Source organism: Marinomonas pontica (assembly GCF_036322735.1).
GTDB lineage: Bacteria > Pseudomonadota > Gammaproteobacteria > Pseudomonadales > Marinomonadaceae > Marinomonas > Marinomonas pontica.
The window spans coordinates 3,195,896-3,214,038 of sequence record NZ_AP027271.1 but is presented as its reverse complement, the minus strand read 5'-3'; the positions used below and the strand labels follow the sequence as shown (position 1 = coordinate 3,214,038).

At 47.5% G+C, this 18,143-nt stretch carries 16 protein-coding genes; 7 read left to right on the top strand and 9 right to left on the bottom strand.

The features are described 5' to 3' along the window. Positions 1-176: 176 nt before the first annotated feature. From AABA11_RS15155 to AABA11_RS15140, 4 genes are read left to right on the top strand one after another with little or no spacing between them, the layout of a single operon-like run. Complete coding sequence (locus AABA11_RS15155) at positions 177-854, top strand: MotA/TolQ/ExbB proton channel family protein (protein WP_265728772.1); 678 nt, start codon at positions 177-179, stop codon at positions 852-854. Beyond that, positions 844-1,266 (top strand): ExbD/TolR family protein, encoded by a 423-nt coding sequence (locus AABA11_RS15150; RefSeq protein WP_338269232.1) that lies wholly within the window; start codon positions 844-846, stop codon positions 1,264-1,266. The genes AABA11_RS15155 and AABA11_RS15150 overlap by 11 nt, the downstream gene beginning before the upstream one ends. Further along, a complete protein-coding gene (locus AABA11_RS15145) occupies positions 1,263-1,694 on the top strand; it encodes an ExbD/TolR family protein (protein ID WP_338269230.1) in 432 nt (143 codons plus the stop codon). Before AABA11_RS15150 ends, AABA11_RS15145 begins: the two co-directional genes overlap by 4 nt. Then, complete coding sequence (locus tag AABA11_RS15140; protein ID WP_338269228.1) at positions 1,691-2,605, top strand: energy transducer TonB; 915 nt, start codon at positions 1,691-1,693, stop codon at positions 2,603-2,605. The genes AABA11_RS15145 and AABA11_RS15140 overlap by 4 nt, the downstream gene beginning before the upstream one ends. Before the next feature lie 59 nt (positions 2,606-2,664). Here the strand turns inward: AABA11_RS15140 and mltA are convergent, their stop codons facing one another. Together mltA and AABA11_RS15130 are read right to left on the bottom strand one after the other, a co-directional pair. Further along, positions 2,665-3,852 carry a murein transglycosylase A gene (gene mltA / locus AABA11_RS15135; RefSeq protein WP_338269226.1) on the bottom strand — a complete coding sequence of 396 codons (1,188 nt, stop codon included), beginning with the start codon at positions 3,850-3,852 and terminating at the stop codon, positions 2,665-2,667. Positions 3,853-4,002: 150 nt separating this feature from the next. Continuing rightward, positions 4,003-4,581, bottom strand: a complete 579-nt coding sequence (locus tag AABA11_RS15130) for a DNA-J related domain-containing protein (RefSeq protein ID WP_265728778.1) — start codon at positions 4,579-4,581, stop codon at positions 4,003-4,005. A 113-nt stretch (positions 4,582-4,694) separates the two neighbouring features. Between AABA11_RS15130 and AABA11_RS15125 the strand changes: the two genes are divergently transcribed. Both AABA11_RS15125 and AABA11_RS15120 read left to right on the top strand, forming a co-directional pair. Next, positions 4,695-5,372 carry a zinc metallopeptidase gene (locus AABA11_RS15125; protein WP_265728779.1) on the top strand — a complete coding sequence of 226 codons (678 nt, stop codon included), beginning with the start codon at positions 4,695-4,697 and terminating at the stop codon, positions 5,370-5,372. A gap of 159 nt (positions 5,373-5,531) precedes the next feature. Then, a complete protein-coding gene (locus AABA11_RS15120) occupies positions 5,532-7,466 on the top strand; it encodes a bifunctional 2',3'-cyclic-nucleotide 2'-phosphodiesterase/3'-nucleotidase (protein WP_338269222.1) in 1,935 nt (644 codons plus the stop codon). A gap of 116 nt (positions 7,467-7,582) precedes the next feature. On the opposite strand, the gene betA is transcribed toward AABA11_RS15120, so the two are convergent. The 3 genes from betA to AABA11_RS15105 all read right to left on the bottom strand — a co-directional run bounded on the left by betA (position 7,583) and on the right by AABA11_RS15105 (position 11,341). Then, positions 7,583-9,265: a choline dehydrogenase gene (gene betA / locus AABA11_RS15115; protein WP_265727646.1), complete on the bottom strand. Its 1,683-nt coding sequence runs from the start codon at positions 9,263-9,265 to the stop codon at positions 7,583-7,585. Between the two features lie 35 nt (positions 9,266-9,300). Further along, positions 9,301-10,758 carry a betaine-aldehyde dehydrogenase gene (betB, locus tag AABA11_RS15110; RefSeq protein WP_338269220.1) on the bottom strand — a complete coding sequence of 486 codons (1,458 nt, stop codon included), beginning with the start codon at positions 10,756-10,758 and terminating at the stop codon, positions 9,301-9,303. 277 nt (positions 10,759-11,035) lie between these two features. After that, complete coding sequence (locus AABA11_RS15105) at positions 11,036-11,341, bottom strand: isoamylase early set domain-containing protein (RefSeq protein ID WP_265727644.1); 306 nt, start codon at positions 11,339-11,341, stop codon at positions 11,036-11,038. A 311-nt stretch (positions 11,342-11,652) separates the two neighbouring features. Here AABA11_RS15105 and AABA11_RS15100 point away from each other — a divergent pair, with 311 nt between their 5' ends. Beyond that, positions 11,653-11,790 (top strand): hypothetical protein, encoded by a 138-nt coding sequence (locus AABA11_RS15100; RefSeq protein ID WP_187424830.1) that lies wholly within the window; start codon positions 11,653-11,655, stop codon positions 11,788-11,790. A gap of 15 nt (positions 11,791-11,805) precedes the next feature. Here the strand turns inward: AABA11_RS15100 and olsF are convergent, their stop codons facing one another. The 4 genes from olsF to iolD all read right to left on the bottom strand — a co-directional run bounded on the left by olsF (position 11,806) and on the right by iolD (position 18,143). Beyond that, a complete protein-coding gene (olsF, locus tag AABA11_RS15095; RefSeq protein WP_338269216.1) occupies positions 11,806-13,524 on the bottom strand; it encodes a bifunctional ornithine lipid synthase OlsF in 1,719 nt (572 codons plus the stop codon). Between the two features lie 241 nt (positions 13,525-13,765). Next, complete coding sequence (locus tag AABA11_RS15090) at positions 13,766-15,268, bottom strand: CoA-acylating methylmalonate-semialdehyde dehydrogenase (RefSeq protein WP_338269214.1); 1,503 nt, start codon at positions 15,266-15,268, stop codon at positions 13,766-13,768. A gap of 84 nt (positions 15,269-15,352) precedes the next feature. Next, positions 15,353-16,252: a myo-inosose-2 dehydratase gene (gene iolE, locus AABA11_RS15085; protein ID WP_265727642.1), complete on the bottom strand. Its 900-nt coding sequence runs from the start codon at positions 16,250-16,252 to the stop codon at positions 15,353-15,355. Between the two features lie 40 nt (positions 16,253-16,292). Next, complete coding sequence (gene iolD / locus AABA11_RS15080; protein WP_265727641.1) at positions 16,293-18,143, bottom strand: 3D-(3,5/4)-trihydroxycyclohexane-1,2-dione acylhydrolase (decyclizing); 1,851 nt, start codon at positions 18,141-18,143, stop codon at positions 16,293-16,295.

Sequence of the window (18,143 nt, the reverse complement as noted above, 5' to 3'; positions counted from 1 at the left end):
ACGATCACAATGAATTCATTGTGATCGTCCTATCTTATTGTTAATTATAGTTTTTATCCTTTTTTCATGGTTTTTCGCTTATTTTACTCCTTACTGCGCTCCAATTAATTATTGTAAATAGTGTTGAGAATGACTACCATTTATATATTGTTTTTCTAAAATCATTGGAGTGTGTCGTGGAAAATTCAGTACAGCAGAAAATAGTCGACTTTTTGCAGGTCGGTGGGCCTGTCGTGTGGATATTGATGGTGTTTTCTGTCGTCGCACTCACCATCGTTCTATTAAAGCTATGGCAGCTGTCTTCGTTGCGTGCGGAAAGCCTAAAGACAGCCAACTTGGCTTTAGAAGAGTGGCGCAAAAACGGCGGGGAACGTGCCCTTGAGCCGCTTAATGAAAAACGTCCCATTGATGCGCTTGTGGGCTATACCATGCGAGCTTTGTTGGCGACCAATACGAGAGCGGATTTGATCCGTGAAGAAGTAGAACGCCGTGCGATGAATCAATTAAACCAACTTCGCTCTTATCTTCGCCCGTTAGAAATCATTGCCACGTTGAGCCCTTTACTGGGTTTGCTCGGTACGGTATTGGGCATGATCACAGCGTTTCAACAAATGGAAGGCGCGGGCAACCAAGTGGATCCATCCGTATTATCGGGCGGGATTTGGCAAGCGTTGCTTACCACCGCAGTCGGTTTGGCCGTGGCGATCCCAGTGGTGACATTACAAAGCTGGTTGGAGCGCAAAGTGGAGCGCATCGCACACAATATGAACGATGCGGTTACGCAAGTGTTCACCAGCAAAGAAGCAAAGCATTTGGTTGAGCAGGCCGCAAAAGAGATGTTGCATGCCGCTTAACCTATCCCAGCCAAAGCGTAAAAACGCGATCAGCTTAACGCCATTGATTGATGTGGTGTTTATCTTGTTGCTGTTCTTCATGCTGACGTCGACCTTTGTGCCGTGGCGCCTTGTGGACACGCCTTTGTCAGTTGCAGCGGATCAGCAGAAGCCGCTTGAAGAAAAAGCCAATCTTATTCTGACGCTAAAACACAACGACGATCAGGTTTGGGCCAATGATCAAGTCATTCGTTTTTCCGATCAAAGCCGCTTTCACGCCTTGATCGAAGAACATAACGAAGGTGTATTTATCATTCAGGCCGACGCAGGGGTAACGCTGCAAACCTTGATGCACCTGGCGGATCGTTTGAAGCTAAATGGCGCCAAAACAGTATCTATTGCGAATGCGTTTGCTATGCCGGAGACGAAATGAAAATAGGCGCAAAATACGCCGCGAGAAACACCAGCAGTGATGACAACATGGTGCCACTGATCAACGTGGTATTTTTGATGTTGGTGTTTTTTATGGTCGCAGGACAGATTCAAAAAGCCGACCCTATTGCGGTGATTCCACCTCAGTCTGTGAATGGCAATCGAGCCGAAACAGACCCGAATATTGAAATCGTGTTAGGCGCGGATAACAGCCTTTATGTCGACGATGTCTTGTTCGTAATGGATGACGTTCAGGCCTATTTAGAAAAACAGTTTGCTGCAACAGTCGATAAAGACACTTTTTGGGTACAAATTAAAGCCGACGGTGCGATTTCTTTGGAAAAGCTACGTCCAGTGTTTAATCAAGTGCGCCTGGCAGGACTGACGAAAGTGAGTTTGGCAACACAGTTAGAGCGAGGGAACGAATGATTTCCACGCGTCATTGGATTATCGCGGGTGGTTTGGCGGTATCGGTACACGTTGGTGCTTTCTACGCGGCATTTTATGCGCCAACGGCAGGCAGTCAATCTGCAGGCTCTCAAGGCATTGAGTTTGATTTGGGAATGGTGGGCGATCTCGGTGCATCCGTACAAACAACGGTTGCCCAGGAAGAGGTCAAAGAAGTTGAAGAAGCCATAGAAGACCCCGTAGAAGACGTTCAAGAGGTCGTTGAGCCCGACGTGGTAGAAGAGCCTATTGTCGAACCGGAGCCAGAGCCAGAGCCTGAACCTATTGTTGAACCTGAGCCCGTGATGGAACCGGAAATCGTGAAGGAGCCAGAGCCCGTCGAGGTAAAGCAAGTTTCTCCGATAGAGGTAAAGAAACCTGAGCCAAAACCAGAACCAAAGCCTGAGCCGAAACCAAAGCCTGAGCCGAAGCCCGAGCCGAAGCCAAAACCAAAGCCCGAGCCGAAGCCAAAACCGAAAAAAGTTGAGGCTGTCGTCGCAAAAACAACGCCAAAACAGGTTGCGCCGCCATCAGCTGCGAACCAAAAAGCCACAACCGGTAGCTCAAATGCCGCAACAAGTGGTGGCAACCCAGGCGCTAAAGCAAACTACTTTACGCAACTTAAATCGGTATTGGCGCACAATAAACGTTACCCAAGAGCGTCGCGCCGCCGTAACGAAGAAGGTGTTGTCTCTCTGTCGTTTGTGGCGCATGCGGATGGTTCAGTGTCTGATGTGAGCATCACTAAGAGTTCTGGCTACAAACGTCTGGATAACGCGGTGTTAGACATGATCAAACGCTCGGTACCCTTGCCAGTCTTTACCAAAGGCATGGTAGAAAGCGAGTTGAGGATAAATCTGCCCGTATCGTTTAAGTTAAGCGATTACCGCTAGTCCACACGATAACGCAAAAAATCGGCGCCATATCTCATCGTAGACATGGCGCTTTTTTGTTATTGGGCAATTAAGATCTGTGGGGCGGGGGTCTTTGGCAGTAACAACCACACTTTACCAAAGTGTTTTAATTGCCCTGCATGGAAGTGCGCTTCTTCCCCAATGCCTTGATACCAATCTATGTGTCCAGGGCCTTTTATTGCGCCGCCTTTGTCTTGCGCCAACAACAGGCGAAATTCATGACCAATCAAATTCCCATAGGGGTCGAGCTTGGGTACCTGAGCCAATAAAATAGAGCCAAGCGGAATCACGCTAGGATCAACCGCCGCCGAATATAACGGTGTTAATGAAACGTTCGCTGCACCTACAGGGTTTTCTGGCCCTTCACTAAAGAACAAATAGCTGGGGTTGGTGGATAGGATTTCACGGTTTCGATCTGGATGATCGCTTAGCCATTGGCGGATGCTTTGCGCGGAAATATGGGCGCGGTCGATCTCGCCTCGCTCAATCAACTCTTTCCCTAAGCTGCGATAAGCATGACCATTGACGCCACCCCACGATAACAGCTTGCGTTCGCCATTCTCGTATTCCACCACGCCAGAACCTTGCACATGCAAGAAAAAGTTGTCGACCAAACTGGATGTGTAAGCAATTTCCAAGCCTTGTCCAGCTAAGGCGCTTTCAAAATCAATTTCCTCTCGTGAGGGAAATTTTCCTTCGGCATTGCGCTGGGTTGGCTTGCGGTAAAGAGGGTAGCGATAGACGTCATCGGGGGTATGGCGAACAGGCAGAATAGGCACGTAGTAGCCCGTTATTTGTACGTTGCCGCGTTGGTCTTGTCCTGCCAATTGATGTGCGATTAACTGTGGTTGTTGGGCTGGATTGTGTAGCCAATCGTTGATTTCGGAGGCGACCCGTTTCAGATCCGCGACGCTGGTTTGGGTGTTTTCCAGCAGGTAGGGTTTGTCTTGCAGGCGGTTTAGATAGGCGATTTGCTGCTCTAATCCAGCTTGAAAGCTGGCATCCGGTAAAGGCAGCCCAGGCGGCAGGCTTTCTTTTAAATATAAGGTATCGCGTTTGAGTGCCGTGGTGTCTCGACCGTTGTTGGCAAAATCGTTCGAGCTGTCTATTTCCGTTAAGCTGCAACTGGTCAACAAGGCAAAAGACACCAGACAGAGAGGGCGCAGCAAGTAACGGGCGGGTGTTTTTGAGGGTGAAAAATACGTTAAAAAAGAAGAAAAAGTCATAAGCCCCAGTTCTATAAAATGAATCGATAAAGTAGGCATTGCGGTATTTTGACCACAAGCGCAGAGCGAGGTTCATCTTGAGTTTTTATAGTGGTGAAAGCAATGCTTGGAATGGAGCTTTACACTCTTCAGCTCGTTGTTTTATGCCATTTAAAACATGAGAAATTCATAGGCTTGTCGTAACCCAATAAACACATCTTGGTCGCCGCCACGGTCTGGGTGATGCTGCTGGGCGAGTTTTCGATATTGTTGTTTGATCACTAACTTTGTGGGATTACGGCTGTCTATTTGTAGGGTCTTGAGCGCCGAGTCACGGTTGCCCGGCAGGCTGATACCTTTGTAAAAACTGTCGAGCAAGCGAGAGACTTCGTCTGCATCGGTTTTTTCGTATTCTTCCCAGTCGAGATAATAAGCCGCCAGTTTTGCGTCGACACTGTCGCTGACATGGGTTCCGGATGCGGTCTGAATTTGCGCTGCGCTGAGAAGATTGATCCGCAGCGCGCTGATGTCTAGCATTAGGCTTTCTTCTTGCCAAAGACTGCGCTGTAATTGGTATAACGCATTCATGATCAGAAAGTGTTGGCGAAAAAGTTGTAGATTGACGTCGTCGGCCAGCTGACTGAACTCGGGCAATTGGTCTTTTAGCGCTTTGAGAATATCGAATTCACTGATGCCATTTGGATTGTTTTTCAGAATCGCGAGAATCGGGCCGACTAAAGGATTTTTCATATCTGTCTCGTCTGCTTAGGCATTTATTGATTACAGTGTATGTTACGAACCTGAAAAGGGTCAAAGTTGCGACGGGTATTTTTTAATAACGGGATAGTGTCAAAGACAAAGTTATGTTGTGGATCATTGGAATTGTGTTGGTTGTTTTGTTGATCGTTGGACCCAGTGCGTGGGTAAAATTCACCTTGAAGCGCTATGCGGCCGATCGTCCAGATTTACCCGGAACGGGTGGCGAACTGGCAACACATTTAGTAAAGCGTTTCGAATTGAGCGAGGTAAAAATCGAAGCGACACAAGAAGGCCGTGACCACTTTGATTATGGCCAACATGTTGTGCGGCTTAGCCCAAGTGTGCTGAATGGACGATCTTTAACCGCGGTTGCGGTTGCAGCGCATGAAGTTGGGCACGCCATAGCCCATGAAAAAAAAGAAAAAATTGCGCGACTTAGCACACGTTATTTGCCTTTGGCACATGGGCTTCGCCGCGTGACGGCAGGCTTATTATTGGGGTGGCCACTGATCTCGGTGATGTTGCACTTGCCTTACGCCGTACCTTTGCATGCGCTCGTGGTTGGCTTATCGGGTTTACTCGCTGTGTTGGTACAAGTGGTTATCTTGCCCGAAGAGTGGGACGCCAGTTTTAACAAAGCGCTCCCCCTTTTGAGAGAAGGCCACTATATCCCACAGGAAGACCTACCTAAAGTGAAGAAAATCCTCACCGCCTGCGCCATGACTTACGTCGCCGCCGCGTTAATCAAAGTACTCCTCGTGTGGCGTTGGTTTAAGCGGTAGCGCTTTGTCTTTCCACATGACTCGCATACACAAAGCCTTCTCTAAATTTGTCACAAAAAAGGCATGAACTTCGCATAAAATCGTCTTACTATCAAAAGCTGACTTTTTGGTTAGTATTTTAATATAACAAGATGATCCAATTGAGCGGAGTAAAAGAAAATGACGTTTTTTGTTCCTAAGGGCGCGACGATGTTCGCCTCTTCTTTGCTGTTTGCGGCGATGGCGCAGGCTTCTACCATTGACTTGCGAGTCATGGAAACCACGGATATTCACATGAATCTGGTGGATTACGATTACTACGGCGATAAACAAAGCGATGCGGTGGGTTTGTCTCGTGTGGCAACCTTGATTAAAGCGGCCCGTGCCGAGGTGACGAACTCTGTCTTGGTGGATAACGGTGATTTATTACAGGGCACGCCGTTGGGCGATTATGTAGCGAAAGGTCGCGTGTTGCGCTTTGGTGAGACGCATCCTGCGTTTAAAGCGATGAACTTGTTGGATTACGATGTGGGTAATATCGGTAACCACGAATTTAACTATGGCTTAGACTTTTTGATGAAAAGCTTAAGCGGCGCGAATTTCCCATACATTAACTCGAATGTCTATGTGGACGATGGCGACAACGATGCGTCTAACGATCAGCCTTATTTCCAGCCTTATATTATTAAAGACAAAACCTTCGTTGATTCTGACGGCAAAGAACAAACGGTCAAAGTAGGTTACATTGGCTTTGTGCCACCACAAATTATGACGTGGGATAAAGACAATTTAACCCATAAAGTCATCGCCAAAGACATTATCGAAACCGCCAACAAATACATTCCTGAAATGAAAGCCAAAGGCGCGGATGTGATTATCGCGATTCCGCACAGTGGCATGATGAATTCGCCTTATATGAAAGGCGAAGAAAACGCCTCTTATCATCTTGCGAAAGTCGATGGCATTGATGCGATTTTGTTTGGTCACTCGCATCGAATATTTCCAGGCGATAAAGCCTTAGACGTCTTTGACGGTGTGGATGGCGAAAAAGGTACGGTACTTGGTAAGCCTGCGACCATGCCCGGCTTTTGGGGTTCTCACCTTGGGGTGATTGATTTAAAACTTGAGCCAGCTGGCAATGGTTGGAAAGTGGCGGATGGCAAAGCTGAAGTGCGTGCTATTTCTCGTCGTGAAGGCCGAACCACGATACCTTTGGTGGAAGCGGATACGAATATTAATAAAGCGGTAGAAACTGAGCACGAAGGTACGTTGGCGTACATGCGTCGCAAAGTCGGTGAATCGACAGCTGATATCAATAGTTTCTTTGCGTTGGTGCAAGATGATCCATCTATTCAGATCGTCAACAATGCGCAGATTTGGTATGTGGAAAATATTGTTCGCGGTACGTCCTATGAAGGCTTGCCTATTTTATCTGCGGCAGCGCCGTTTAAGGCTGGTGGTCGCGGTGGTCCAGACTATTACACGGATGTGCCAAAAGGCGATATCGCGCTGAAAAACGTCAGCGATTTGTACATTTATCCAAACGATTTAAAAGTCGTGAAGTTAACGGGCGCGCAAGTGGTTGAATGGTTAGAAGCCGCGGCTGGGCAGTTTAATCAGATCGATGGGACTTCCACTAAGCCACAAGAATTGGTGAATGCGTCTTTCCCGACTTATAACTTCGATGTGATCGACGGCATTTCTTACCGAATCGATGTCACCCAACCCGCTCGTTATAATGGTGATGGGGAAGTGGTAAACAAAGACGCTCACCGTATTACTAAGGCGATGTTTAACGGCGAACCATTAAGAATGAAAGACGAATTCTTGGTGGCGACCAACAATTATCGCGCGGGCGGTGGCGGCCATTTCCCAAATTTGAATGGTGAAACCATCGTGATTGATGCACCAGACAAAAACCGTGACGTGGTCGCAAATTACTTATTGAGCCAAAAAACCATCAATCCAGAAGCTGATGGTAATTGGGCGTTTGCAAGTTTCGGTAAGGCAAATGTGTCCTTTACCACCTCACCAAAAGCCAAAGGCGCGGCGGGCAAAAATATGACGTACCAGTCTTTAGACGACAATGGCTTTGCGGTGTTTCAGATCAAATAGATCAGATGAAATAGCTGAGTTGCAATAACGGCTATTGAAATAGAACGAAGCGCCTAAATGAAAAACGCCTGCTAATATCTAGCAGGCGTTTTTTTATGGGCTTTTTTGCTTTGTTATTAACGCTGTTTCGTTTCAAACTCTGGGTGAATCCAAACGGGTGCATCTAGGCTTGGTAACGCTGCTTTGCCAAGAATCATGTCGGCGGCTTTTTCCGCTACCATGATAGTTGGTGCATTCAAGTTGCCGTTGGTGATGGTCGGGAAGATAGACGAATCCACCACGCGTAGGCTTTCGATGCCGCGCACTTGGCATTGCTCGTTCAGCACGGCCATTGGGTCGTTGTCGTCGCCCATCTTACAGGTACAAGAAGGGTGGTAAGCACTTTCCACGTTTTCTTTTACCCATTGGTCGATTTCTTCATCGCTTTGGATGTTCATGCCTGGCTGAATTTCATCGCCACGGTAATCGTCCAGTGCCGACTGTTGCAGTACTTCACGAGTTAGGCGAATCGTATCGCGCCAGTCTTGCTTGTCTTGCTCGGTCGAAATGTAGTTGAACAAGATACGCGGTTTGGCCGCTGGGTCAGCAGACTCGATCCATAACTTACCGCGACTTTCTGGTTTATTAGGGCCAACGTGCACTTGAAAACCATGGCCTTCCACCGCGGCTTGACCATCGTAACGCATCGCTGCTGGTAAGAAGTGGTATTGGATGTTTGGCCATTTAAGACCCGCACGAGAGCGAATAAAACCGCAAGATTCAAAGTGGTTCGTCGCGCCAAGGCCTGTTTTAAACAGCATCCAACGCGTACCGATTAGGCCTTTGCTGATCAAGCCAAGTTTGCTGTTTAGCGTCACAGGCTGTTTACAGTAGTACTGGAAGTAGACTTCCAAATGGTCTTGCAGGTTTTCACCCACCCCAGGTAGTTCGTGAACTAGAGGAACGTCCGCTTTTTCCAAGACGTCTTTTGGACCGACTCCAGACAGTTGTAATAACTGTGGCGACCCCACCGAACCCGCTGACAAGATAACTTCTTTGCTGGCGGTAGCTTGCTGAGTTTGACCGTTTTTGCTGAACTCAATGCCTGTGGCGGTTTTGCCATCGGTCTTTCCATTTTCAAAGAGGACTTTATGGCTTAACACGCCAGTTTTAAGCGTTAGGTTAGGGCGTTGCATGGCACGACGTAAATAGGCGTTAGACGTAGAAGCACGCACGCCATTTTTTACCGTCATGTGCATTGCGCCAAAGCCTTCTTGGCGATGACCGTTATAATCGTCGGTTTTGCTGTAGCCGGCTTCTTCACCCGCATCAATAAAGGCTTGGTAAAGCGGGTTGTAGGTCATGTCGTTGCCGTTATTGGTCGACAATGGGCCATCGCCACCACGGTATAAATCCGCACCACCTTTCCATGTTTCGGCTTTTTTGAAGTAGGGCAGGCAAGTTTGGTAGTTCCAACCTTTGGCGCCGTTTTCTTCCCACTGGTCGAAATCACAGGCGTGACCACGCACATAAACCATGCCGTTGATAGACGATGAACCGCCTAATACTTTGCCACGTGGACAATGCATTTCACGGCCATCAAGACCAGGCTCTTTGTCCGTGTGAAATTGCCACGCGTATTTTTCAGTGTTCATTGGATAAGACAAAGCGGTTGGCATTTGGATAAAGACGCTCTTATCCGAGCCGCCCATTTCCAGTAACAATACCTTGTGTTCGCCGCTTTCTGTCAGTCGGTCTGCCAGCACACACCCTGCGGAGCCAGCACCGACGATGATGTAATCGTACGTTTCGTTTGCCATGACTGTTCTCATCTATTAAGAGTTAAGCGTCCCGCTTAGTAAGGGCTTTGAATGTCGTTTAGGTCGACAAAAACACTCTTGGTTTGTGTGTAGTGGTATAAGGTTTCGATGCCGTTTTCACGACCAATGCCAGATTCTTTGTAACCGCCCACTGGCATTTCAGCAGGAGAAGACCCCCATGCGTTGATCCAGCAAATCCCTGCCTGCATTTGACCAATAACGCGGTGTGCGCGGGCGAAGTCTTTGGTAAATACGCCCGCGGCTAAACCAAGCTTGGTGTCATTAGCGCGCGCAATGACTTCGTCTTCGTCGGTGAAGCTAAGCACAGACATCACAGGGCCGAAGATTTCATCACGCACTTGAGGCATGTCGTCGGTGCAATCAGTGAAGACAGTCGGAGCAACGAATGCGCCTTTGTCTAAGCCGTTTTCAGTGACTTGGTAACCGCCACACAATAAGGTTGCGCCAGCGTCTTTGGCCGCTTGAATGTAGCCCAAGACTTTTTTCATATGGTCTTTTGAAATCAGAGCGCCAACTTGAGTGCTCATGTCCATTGGATCGCCAATGATCATGGCTTCAGTGCGTTCTTTCAATTCTTTAGTGAAGGCGTCCAGCATGTCAGCGTGCACGAATACACGAGTGCCGTTGGTGCACACTTCACCTTGGGTGTAGAAATTGGCGAGCATGGCGGCCGAAACGGCTTGATCCACTGGCATATCAGGGAAGATGATCATGGGCGATTTACCACCCAGTTCCATGGTTACCTGTTTCAAAGATTGCGCCGAAGCGGCCATGACTTTTTTGCCTGTGCCCACTTCGCCAGTGAACGAGACTTTGGCGATCTCTGGGTGTGCGGTGATCATTTGGCCTGTTCTGGCATCGCCTTGGATGACGTTGAATACGCCATCTGGCAAGCCTGCTTGGGTAAAGATTTCGGCCAGTTTAAGGGCGGTAAGCGGTGTTTCTTCCGAAGGCTTGAAGATCATTGCGTTACCAGCGGCTAGGGCTGGGCCAGATTTCCACATGGCGATTTGAATAGGGTAGTTCCATGCGCCGATGCCTGCGCAAATGCCTAGCGGCTCACGACGAGTGTAGAAGAAGTTGCCATTGCCAAGGTCTTGGTAATCGCCTTGGATTTTATCGGTTAGACCTGCGTAATATTCGATTACGTCAGCGCCCGTTTGAATGTCTACGCAAATGGCCTCTTGAAGTGGCTTGCCAGTGTCCAGTACTTCGAGACGAGCAAGCTCTTCGTTATTTTCACGTAATAAATCGGCGGCTTTTTTAAGAATGCGCCCGCGTTCAACGGCGCTCATTGCCGCCCATACTTTTTGACCTTGCTTTGCGGATTCAATAGCAGCATCGAGTTCAGCTTGTCCTGCGTGCTCTATTGTTGCAATCACTTCGCCTGTCGCTGGGTTGATTGTTTCAAAATGTTCACCGCTGGTGGATGCATGGTAGCGGCCATGAATGTATTGCTGCTGATGTGCCATGATGTGCCTCTTTAAGTCTGTTTCAATGAGCCGTTTGAGGACATTGAGATAGGTAGATTTTTTATTAAACGCGCGTTTAATAAAAACAATTGTACAGATTTTGACTTTAAATTGCAGCTCGAATCCAAGAATTAGTGATTTTGGGGCAAAAAGATGACGTTATAGAGCCGATAAAATGAGGGCTTATGGGTGGCTAAGATGGGTGAAAAAATGGCAATAAGAATGAGCCGCCTCTACAGGAAAGCAGAGGCGAAATAAGACACTTTAAAACAGAAAATTAAAGGCTAATGACACCGTTGGTGTCGTAACTGATCGGGCTTGGCACGTAATCGTCTGCCATTTCGTCGTTTAGCCATTCTGTGCCGTCAATGACGTATCTGAACTGATAAGCCGTATCGATATCCAGATTAAGCGTTGAAGCATAAACACCGGACTTCTGTTTCTTCATCAGATTAGCGGTGCAATCCCAATTATTGAAGTCGCCCACCAAGGCAACGTTTTTCGCGTCACCTACTGCCTCTACAGGAATCGCGAACTTTACTTTGCATTCTGGCTTGGTTTTCAAATAGGTTTTTTCAATCATTTCCAGCTCCATGGTCTAGCGATAGACAAATAATAGTTAGGCTACTGCAAAAGCCTGAGGGACGATGAAATAGCTTCTTGGTAGAGCATAAGCAAGGCTTACGCCAAACTTTCTAACCGCTTAATTTTCAATCAGAAAAACAATGTGAGAGCGTGTGCTGTCGAATTTATGAGCCAAATTTGCCTTAAAACCGTGTACGGGTGCGCCATTTTTGGGCTTACCAAAGGGTACAATTTAAAGACGTAAATTCACAATTCGCTTGCTCTAAATGTCCTACACTCAAATGACAACAAAAATAATGAGGTGTTTGTATGGACATTCAAATGGGCGTTCTCATTGTGTTAAGTGTGATGCTTGTTATTAAGATCATCTATTTGGCGTTTTTTAAACGACCAGAACAACAAGACCATCACCATGCGCATCATTCAAATCACCATCACGACTCATAGTTGTCAGGCGTCGTGTTATTGGTTGTGACCACGGTAGCGTTTGTTTTTCGCTTCTTTGACTGTATTTAGGTCTACTAGGACTAATCCGTCCACACAGTAGCCAAAGTCGGCATCGACACCAAAGTCTAAGAAGCGAACCCCGCCCGGCTCACACAATTCACTGTATTGCTTGAACAACGTAGGCACACTCGCTCCAAAATGGCTGAGTTGTTCTTTTAGCACTCTAAAATCTTCTTCGTAATCGTCACCGCTGAACATGTTTGCAATAATGTCATTGTGTTCGGCGTTTACCTGATACGGCGTGAAAGAGCGCGCTAGGTGTTCTTTGTCGGCAAAGTAAAGCGTGTAAAAAGACACAATGAAGTCTTTGGCCACTTGAGGGTAGCTGTTGCTTAGGCTGACAGGGCCAAACATGTAACGAATGTCAGGGTGCTTATCTAAGTAAGCCCCAATGCCGTACCACAAATAATCTAAGCTGCGTTTGCCCCAGTATTTTGGTTGGATGAAGCTGCGGCCTAGCTCGATGCCTTGTTCAAAATACGGTTCCATGTCGCAGGAGTATTTGAACAGTTCGGCGCTGTAAATGCGGTTTGGTTTGTCTTCTTTCATGTAGCGAGCGACTTCGCCGATGCGATAAGCGCCCACAATTTCCAGTTCTTCTTCATCCCATAAAATCAAATGGCGGTAATATTGGTCGAACTTATCTAAGTCCGAACGCTCGCCAGTGCCTTCGCCGACTTTGCGGAAGGCAATCTCACGCAAACGCCCGATCTCTTTCATGGTCACGGACATTGGGTCGTAGTCAAATAGGTAAATTTGCTTGTTGTCTTTGGTGCTGCCAAGGTGCTCTGAGACTTTCAGCTCTTGTTTGATCATCTGTCTGTTTTGCGGGTGTTCTACCGTTTTCTCGGTTTTAAGAAGCGGTTTTTTGCCCTTAGCGATCCGGTACAAATGACGTTTTACTAATTTGTTTTTTTCTTTGTCGCTCAATGGCAGTTTGGCTAATTCTTGAATTGGAATCGCTTGACCAACCTGCATGGGGATCTTGCGATTGCGTTGGCGAAACATTTCATTTGCAAGCTGAATCGTCGACAACGGACGGTATAAAATGGAGCTTGTGTAAAACAACATAGAGTTACGGCCACCAATGTGAACCGGCAATAACGGACTGTTGGTCTTTTGTGCCAGCTTCAGATAGTTCTGATTCCACTGCTGGTCTTTTACGCCACTAGGTGACATACGAGACACTTCCCCCGCTGGGAAAATGATAATCGCTTCTTCATTGTGTAAGCAGCTCATGATGGCTTTGAGTTGTTGGCGTCCGGTTTTTCCACCAAGATTATCAACGGGAAGAACCAGCTGTTTTAATCCATCAAAGCCCATCAACAAGTCGTTTGCTACTATCTTAACGTCAGGGCGAATTTCACCGATTAGTCGCAGCAAAGCGAGACCATCCAAGGCGCCAAGAGGGTGGTTGGCGATGATCATTACACGTCCGCTTGCGGGAATATTGCGACGATCAACTTGGCTGACTTGATAGCTGAAATTGAAGTGATCAAGCACTCGATCAATAAATTCGAAGCCGACACAGCCGTGGTTTTTTTCCAGGAATTGGTTTACTTCACTTTCGTGGAATAAGCGCTTTAACACGCTTAACGTCGGGCGAGTGATAAGAGGGCTTTTGTCGAAAAACTGAGGAGATTTACTGGCAATCATTTGCTCGACTTGTATCACAGTGGTGCTCCGCTTTAATAATTTTTTAGATGTCTTATTAATCAGAGTAGAGTGTCAATATGACAAAGATGTGACGTTTATGTGGCGGAGATATGATCATTCCAATAGTCAAAATACGACACAAAAAAAAGCCCACCAAACGGTGGGCCAAAAAGCCGCTGACTAGAGAGTTAGACAATAAACAATCTGCGACTGAGCTAGGGTTTTCCCATTACTAGACGGTATATAGGGAAAGAATCTGTTACTTCATCGTTGGCATTGAAAACTCTGCGCCAGCGCGAAGTCCTGTTGGCCAGCGTGCAGTGATGGTTTTCATCCGAGTGTAGAAACGTACGCCGTCTGGACCGTGCATGTGCAATGGACCGAACAAAGAGCGTTTCCAGCCACCAAAGCTGTGAAATGCCATTGGTACAGGGATAGGCACGTTTACACCCACCATGCCCACTTGCACGTCTTCACAGAATTGACGAGCGGTATCACCATCACGAGTGAAAATTGAAGTGCCGTTGCCGTATTCATGTTCGTTGATCATTTGCAGCGCTTCTTGATAGCTATTTGCGCGCACAACACATAATACAGGGCCGAAAATTTCTTCGTTGTAAACACGCATGCCTTGTTTCACATTGTCGAACAAAGTGGGTCCGACGAAGTAACCATTTTCGTTGCCTGGATAGACAAAATCACGCCCATCACGCACCAAGGTTGCGCCTTCTTCCACACCAATGCTGATGTAGTCTTTGATTTTTGCGCAATGTTCTTTGGAAATAACTGGGCCCATATGAGCCTCTTCTGGTAGTCCAACACCTGGGCCGACGCGCATTCCGTCGATTTCGATACTTAAGCTGTCGATGAGGTTATCAGCAACGTCATCGCCCACACAGACCGCAACAGAAATCGCCATGCAACGCTCGCCCGCTGAACCGTATGCTGCTCCCATTAGAGAACCAACCACTTGGCTTGGATCCGCATCTGGCATGACGATCATGTGATTTTTGGCCCCGCCAAGTGCTTGAACGCGTTTACCGTGAGCAGAGGCCGTTGCATAAATGTATTCAGCAATCGGTGTGGAACCGACAAAACTAACCGCTTGAACTCGTTCATCCGCTAGCAATACGTCGACGGCTTCTTTATCACCATTAACGATGTTAAATACGCCATCTGGCAAGCCGGCCTCCGTAAGCAACTCAGCCAAGCGAAGCGGCACAGAAGGGTCTTTTTCTGATGGTTTCATCACAAAAGTGTTACCGCTGGCAATGGCAACAGGGAACATCCACATAGGAACCATAGCTGGGAAGTTGAACGGCGAAATACCCGCGCACACACCAAGAGGTTGCATCAAAGACATGCTGTCTACGCCGCGACCGACATTTAGGCTGTGTTCGCCTTTTTGAAGGTGTGGGATGCCGCAAGCAAACTCAACCACTTCGATGCCGCGAGTTAATTCACCTTTTGCGTCGGAAAATACTTTGCCATGCTCGCTGGTGATCATTTCTGCGATTTCGTCGGCGTGTTGTTCTAGTAGGGCTTTAAATTTAAACATGACACGAGCGCGGTTAAGTGGCGTGACCTTGCTCCATGTTTTGAACGCTTCTTGTGCTGATTCAATCGCAGTGCGAGTTTCGTCTGCGCTCGAAAGCGCAACACTAAGACTTTGTGCGCCAGTGGCTGGGTTATAGACTGGACCTGTGCGACCGCTTTGGCTGGCAATTTGCTGACCGTTAATGTAGTTACCTAAAGTTTTCATGAGAGTACCTAGCGTTTGTATGTGTTTGTTGAGGCGAACACTGTTTATCTAGTGTCTAGCGTTGGCCTCATAGAAAAAGAGCGCTTATTGGACGATGTCTAACCCTGATTCAGCGCAGAGCGCCTTTAAGTTGTTGGCCCCAAGAGTTGCGTAGGTTAACGGGTGCGCAACGGCAGGATCTTGTTCTGCTTCTACCACTAACCAGCCTGAATAGTTACTGGCTTTCAGTTGTTTGAATAAACTGCTGTAATCGATAAAACCGTCACCAGGCACGGTAAACACACCGTTTAACATCGCATTTAAAAAGCTGATGTCGCGGTTCTTGGCGTCTTTTAAAATCTCAGGGCGAAGATCTTTACAGTGAACGTGAATGATACGGTCCGCGTGTTTTGCTTGAACTTCTAATGGATTTCCGCCTGCAAACGTCATATGACCTGTGTCTAGCAATAGTCCGACAGAAGGTCCTGTGTGTTTCATTAGTAAGTCAACTTCGTGTTGGCTTTCAATGACGGTTCCCATGTGATGGTGGTAAGCAATTTGAACACCTTCAGATAAGCAGTAGTCTGCGACTTGAGTCAGCTTCTTACTCATTTCAGCGATCTTTTCTTCGCTGATAATAGGGCGGTGCGACAATGGTGTCTCGATTTGTCCATGGATGCAGCCAGTGACTTCGCAATACACCATGGCTTTTGCGCCAAGGGATTTTAACAAGTGAAGATGAGGTTTAATGGCTTCTATTTCTTCTTCTACACTACGAGTCAATAATTCGCCACTGAACCATCCAGACACCAAATTAAGACCATGGTTTTCTAAAATTGGACCGAGTACTTCAGGTGTACGTGGAAATTTTTGACCCAATTCAAAGCCACTAAATCCAGCCTGCTTACCTTCTGTTAAGCAAGTTTCAAGCGAGGTTTCTGCTCCCAGTGTTGGTAGGTCGTCGTTTGTCCATGTTAATGGGTTAATGCCGATTCTGACGCTCATATTATTATTCTCCGATCAGTAAATGGTAAAAAATGGATAGTTATAAATTTTTAAACTGGCGTTCTTTATGAGCGTCGTAGTTTTTTCTTGCTTGGCGAACTTGTTCGCGCTCAGATACTTCTGGCACCGCCACATCCCACCAATGACCGCCACCTTCAGTGACAATGGCAGGGTCTGTGTCGAGTGTAATTAAGTAGCTGATTGGTGACGCTTTTGCGCGCTCCAATGCGGCTTCTAATTCGGTAATGTTGCTAACTTTTTCAGAGTTTGCTCCGAGCGCTTTAGCGTGAGCAGCAAAGTTGGTTTTTGGTGCGCCTTCTGGTGTAGTGAGGCAGTCGTCCAGCATATTGTTAAAACCAGGGCCACCGCAGAATTGCTGCAAGCGATGGATGCAACCAAAACCTCGGTTATCCAGTACGACCATAATAATTTTTTGGCCGAGCATGACCGACGTGGCAATTTCAGAGTTCAGCATTAAGTAAGAACCGTCACCGACCATGACAAAGACCTCGGACTCTGGGCTGGCCATTTTGGCACCCAAACCGCCCGCTAATTCATAGCCCATGCAGGAATAGCCGTACTCCATGTGATAACCACGGTGATAACGAGTACGCCACAGTTTTTGGAGCTCACCTGGTAACCCGCCAGCAGCACAAACCACCATGTCTTTTTCGCCAGCAGCGCGGTTTACAGCGCCCACGACTTCCGCATCACTGGGCAAATCTGTACCTCGATCCGTGGTCACTTTGTCGACAACTTGTTGCCACTTGACGCGTTCTGTTTCGGCTTTTTTGATCCAAGAAGGTTCTATTTTCCAGCCTTGTAGAGCTTTGCTTAGCAGTGGCAGAGTGAGTTTCGCGTCGCCGACTAATGCTTGGCTCTTGTGCTTGATTGCGTCAAAGGACGCCACGTTTAGACTGACGATTTTTGCGTCAGGGTTTATCAGAGAACGAGAGCCAGAGGCGAAGTCGCCAAGACGTGTGCCAACAGCAATAATAAGGTCTGATTCAGCGCATAAGGTGTTTGTTGATGCTGCGCCTGTCACCCCAATAGTGCCCATATTTTGTTGATGATCCCAAGGGAGTGCGCCTTTGCCAGCTTGCGTTTCGCCCACAGGTAATTGAAATTGACTGACAAAGGCGTCAAATTCTTTTAATGCGCCAGAATAATGAAGACCACCGCCAGCAATGACGACAGGCTTTTTCGCTTGCCTGATAAGTTTAAGTGCATCATTAAGCTCATAAAAGTCCGGCGTTTGACGACGTAGGCGGTGAATTTTTTCATCGAAAAAGCTCACTGGATAATCAAATGCCATGGTTTGCACGTCTTGCGGTAAGGCTAAGGTGGCAGGTCCACATTCGATGGGGTCGGTCAAAATACGCATGGCTTGAGGCAATGCTGTGAGCAGTTGTTCTGGACGCGTAATACGGTCGAAGAATCGACTGACAGGGCGAAAACAATCATTTGAGGTGATGGTCATATCTTGAAAGTTTTCTACTTGCTGCAATACCGGGTCGGGCATACGAGTCGCAAAGGTATCACCAGGAAGAAACAAAACAGGGATTCGGTTAACATGTGCGACGGCCGCTGCGGTTACCATATTCACCGCACCTGGACCTGCAGACGCAGTGCAGGCCATCATCTGTTGGCGGTTTTTGGTTTTTGCGTAGGCAATAGCAGCGTGTGCCATGCCTTGTTCATTGTGTGCACGATAAGTCGGAAGTTTGTCTTTTACGTGGTAAAGCGCTTCGCCAAGACCGGCCACGTTACCGTGCCCAAAAATCCCCCAGACACCGGCAAACATAGGTTGAACGCCATTATCTGTTTCTATTTTCTGCGCCATCATGAATCGGACGACGGCTTGCGCCATAGTGAGTTTTATTGTTTTCAT

Coding starts and splice junctions, on each gene's coding strand:
- AABA11_RS15150 (WP_338269232.1), top strand. CDS start 844: ATGCCGCTTAACCTATCCCAGCCAAAGCGTAAAAACGCGATCAGCTTA.
- AABA11_RS15145 (WP_338269230.1), top strand. CDS start 1,263: ATGAAAATAGGCGCAAAATACGCCGCGAGAAACACCAGCAGTGATGAC.
- AABA11_RS15140 (WP_338269228.1), top strand. CDS start 1,691: ATGATTTCCACGCGTCATTGGATTATCGCGGGTGGTTTGGCGGTATCG.
- mltA (WP_338269226.1), bottom strand. CDS start 3,852: ATGACTTTTTCTTCTTTTTTAACGTATTTTTCACCCTCAAAAACACCC.
- AABA11_RS15130 (WP_265728778.1), bottom strand. CDS start 4,581: ATGAAAAATCCTTTAGTCGGCCCGATTCTCGCGATTCTGAAAAACAAT.
- AABA11_RS15125 (WP_265728779.1), top strand. CDS start 4,695: ATGTTGTGGATCATTGGAATTGTGTTGGTTGTTTTGTTGATCGTTGGA.
- AABA11_RS15120 (WP_338269222.1), top strand. CDS start 5,532: ATGACGTTTTTTGTTCCTAAGGGCGCGACGATGTTCGCCTCTTCTTTG.
- betA (WP_265727646.1), bottom strand. CDS start 9,265: ATGGCAAACGAAACGTACGATTACATCATCGTCGGTGCTGGCTCCGCA.
- betB (WP_338269220.1), bottom strand. CDS start 10,758: ATGGCACATCAGCAGCAATACATTCATGGCCGCTACCATGCATCCACC.
- AABA11_RS15105 (WP_265727644.1), bottom strand. CDS start 11,341: ATGATTGAAAAAACCTATTTGAAAACCAAGCCAGAATGCAAAGTAAAG.
- AABA11_RS15100 (WP_187424830.1), top strand. CDS start 11,653: ATGGACATTCAAATGGGCGTTCTCATTGTGTTAAGTGTGATGCTTGTT.
- AABA11_RS15090 (WP_338269214.1), bottom strand. CDS start 15,268: ATGAAAACTTTAGGTAACTACATTAACGGTCAGCAAATTGCCAGCCAA.
- iolE (WP_265727642.1), bottom strand. CDS start 16,252: ATGAGCGTCAGAATCGGCATTAACCCATTAACATGGACAAACGACGAC.
- iolD (WP_265727641.1), bottom strand. CDS start 18,143: ATGAAAACAATAAAACTCACTATGGCGCAAGCCGTCGTCCGATTCATG.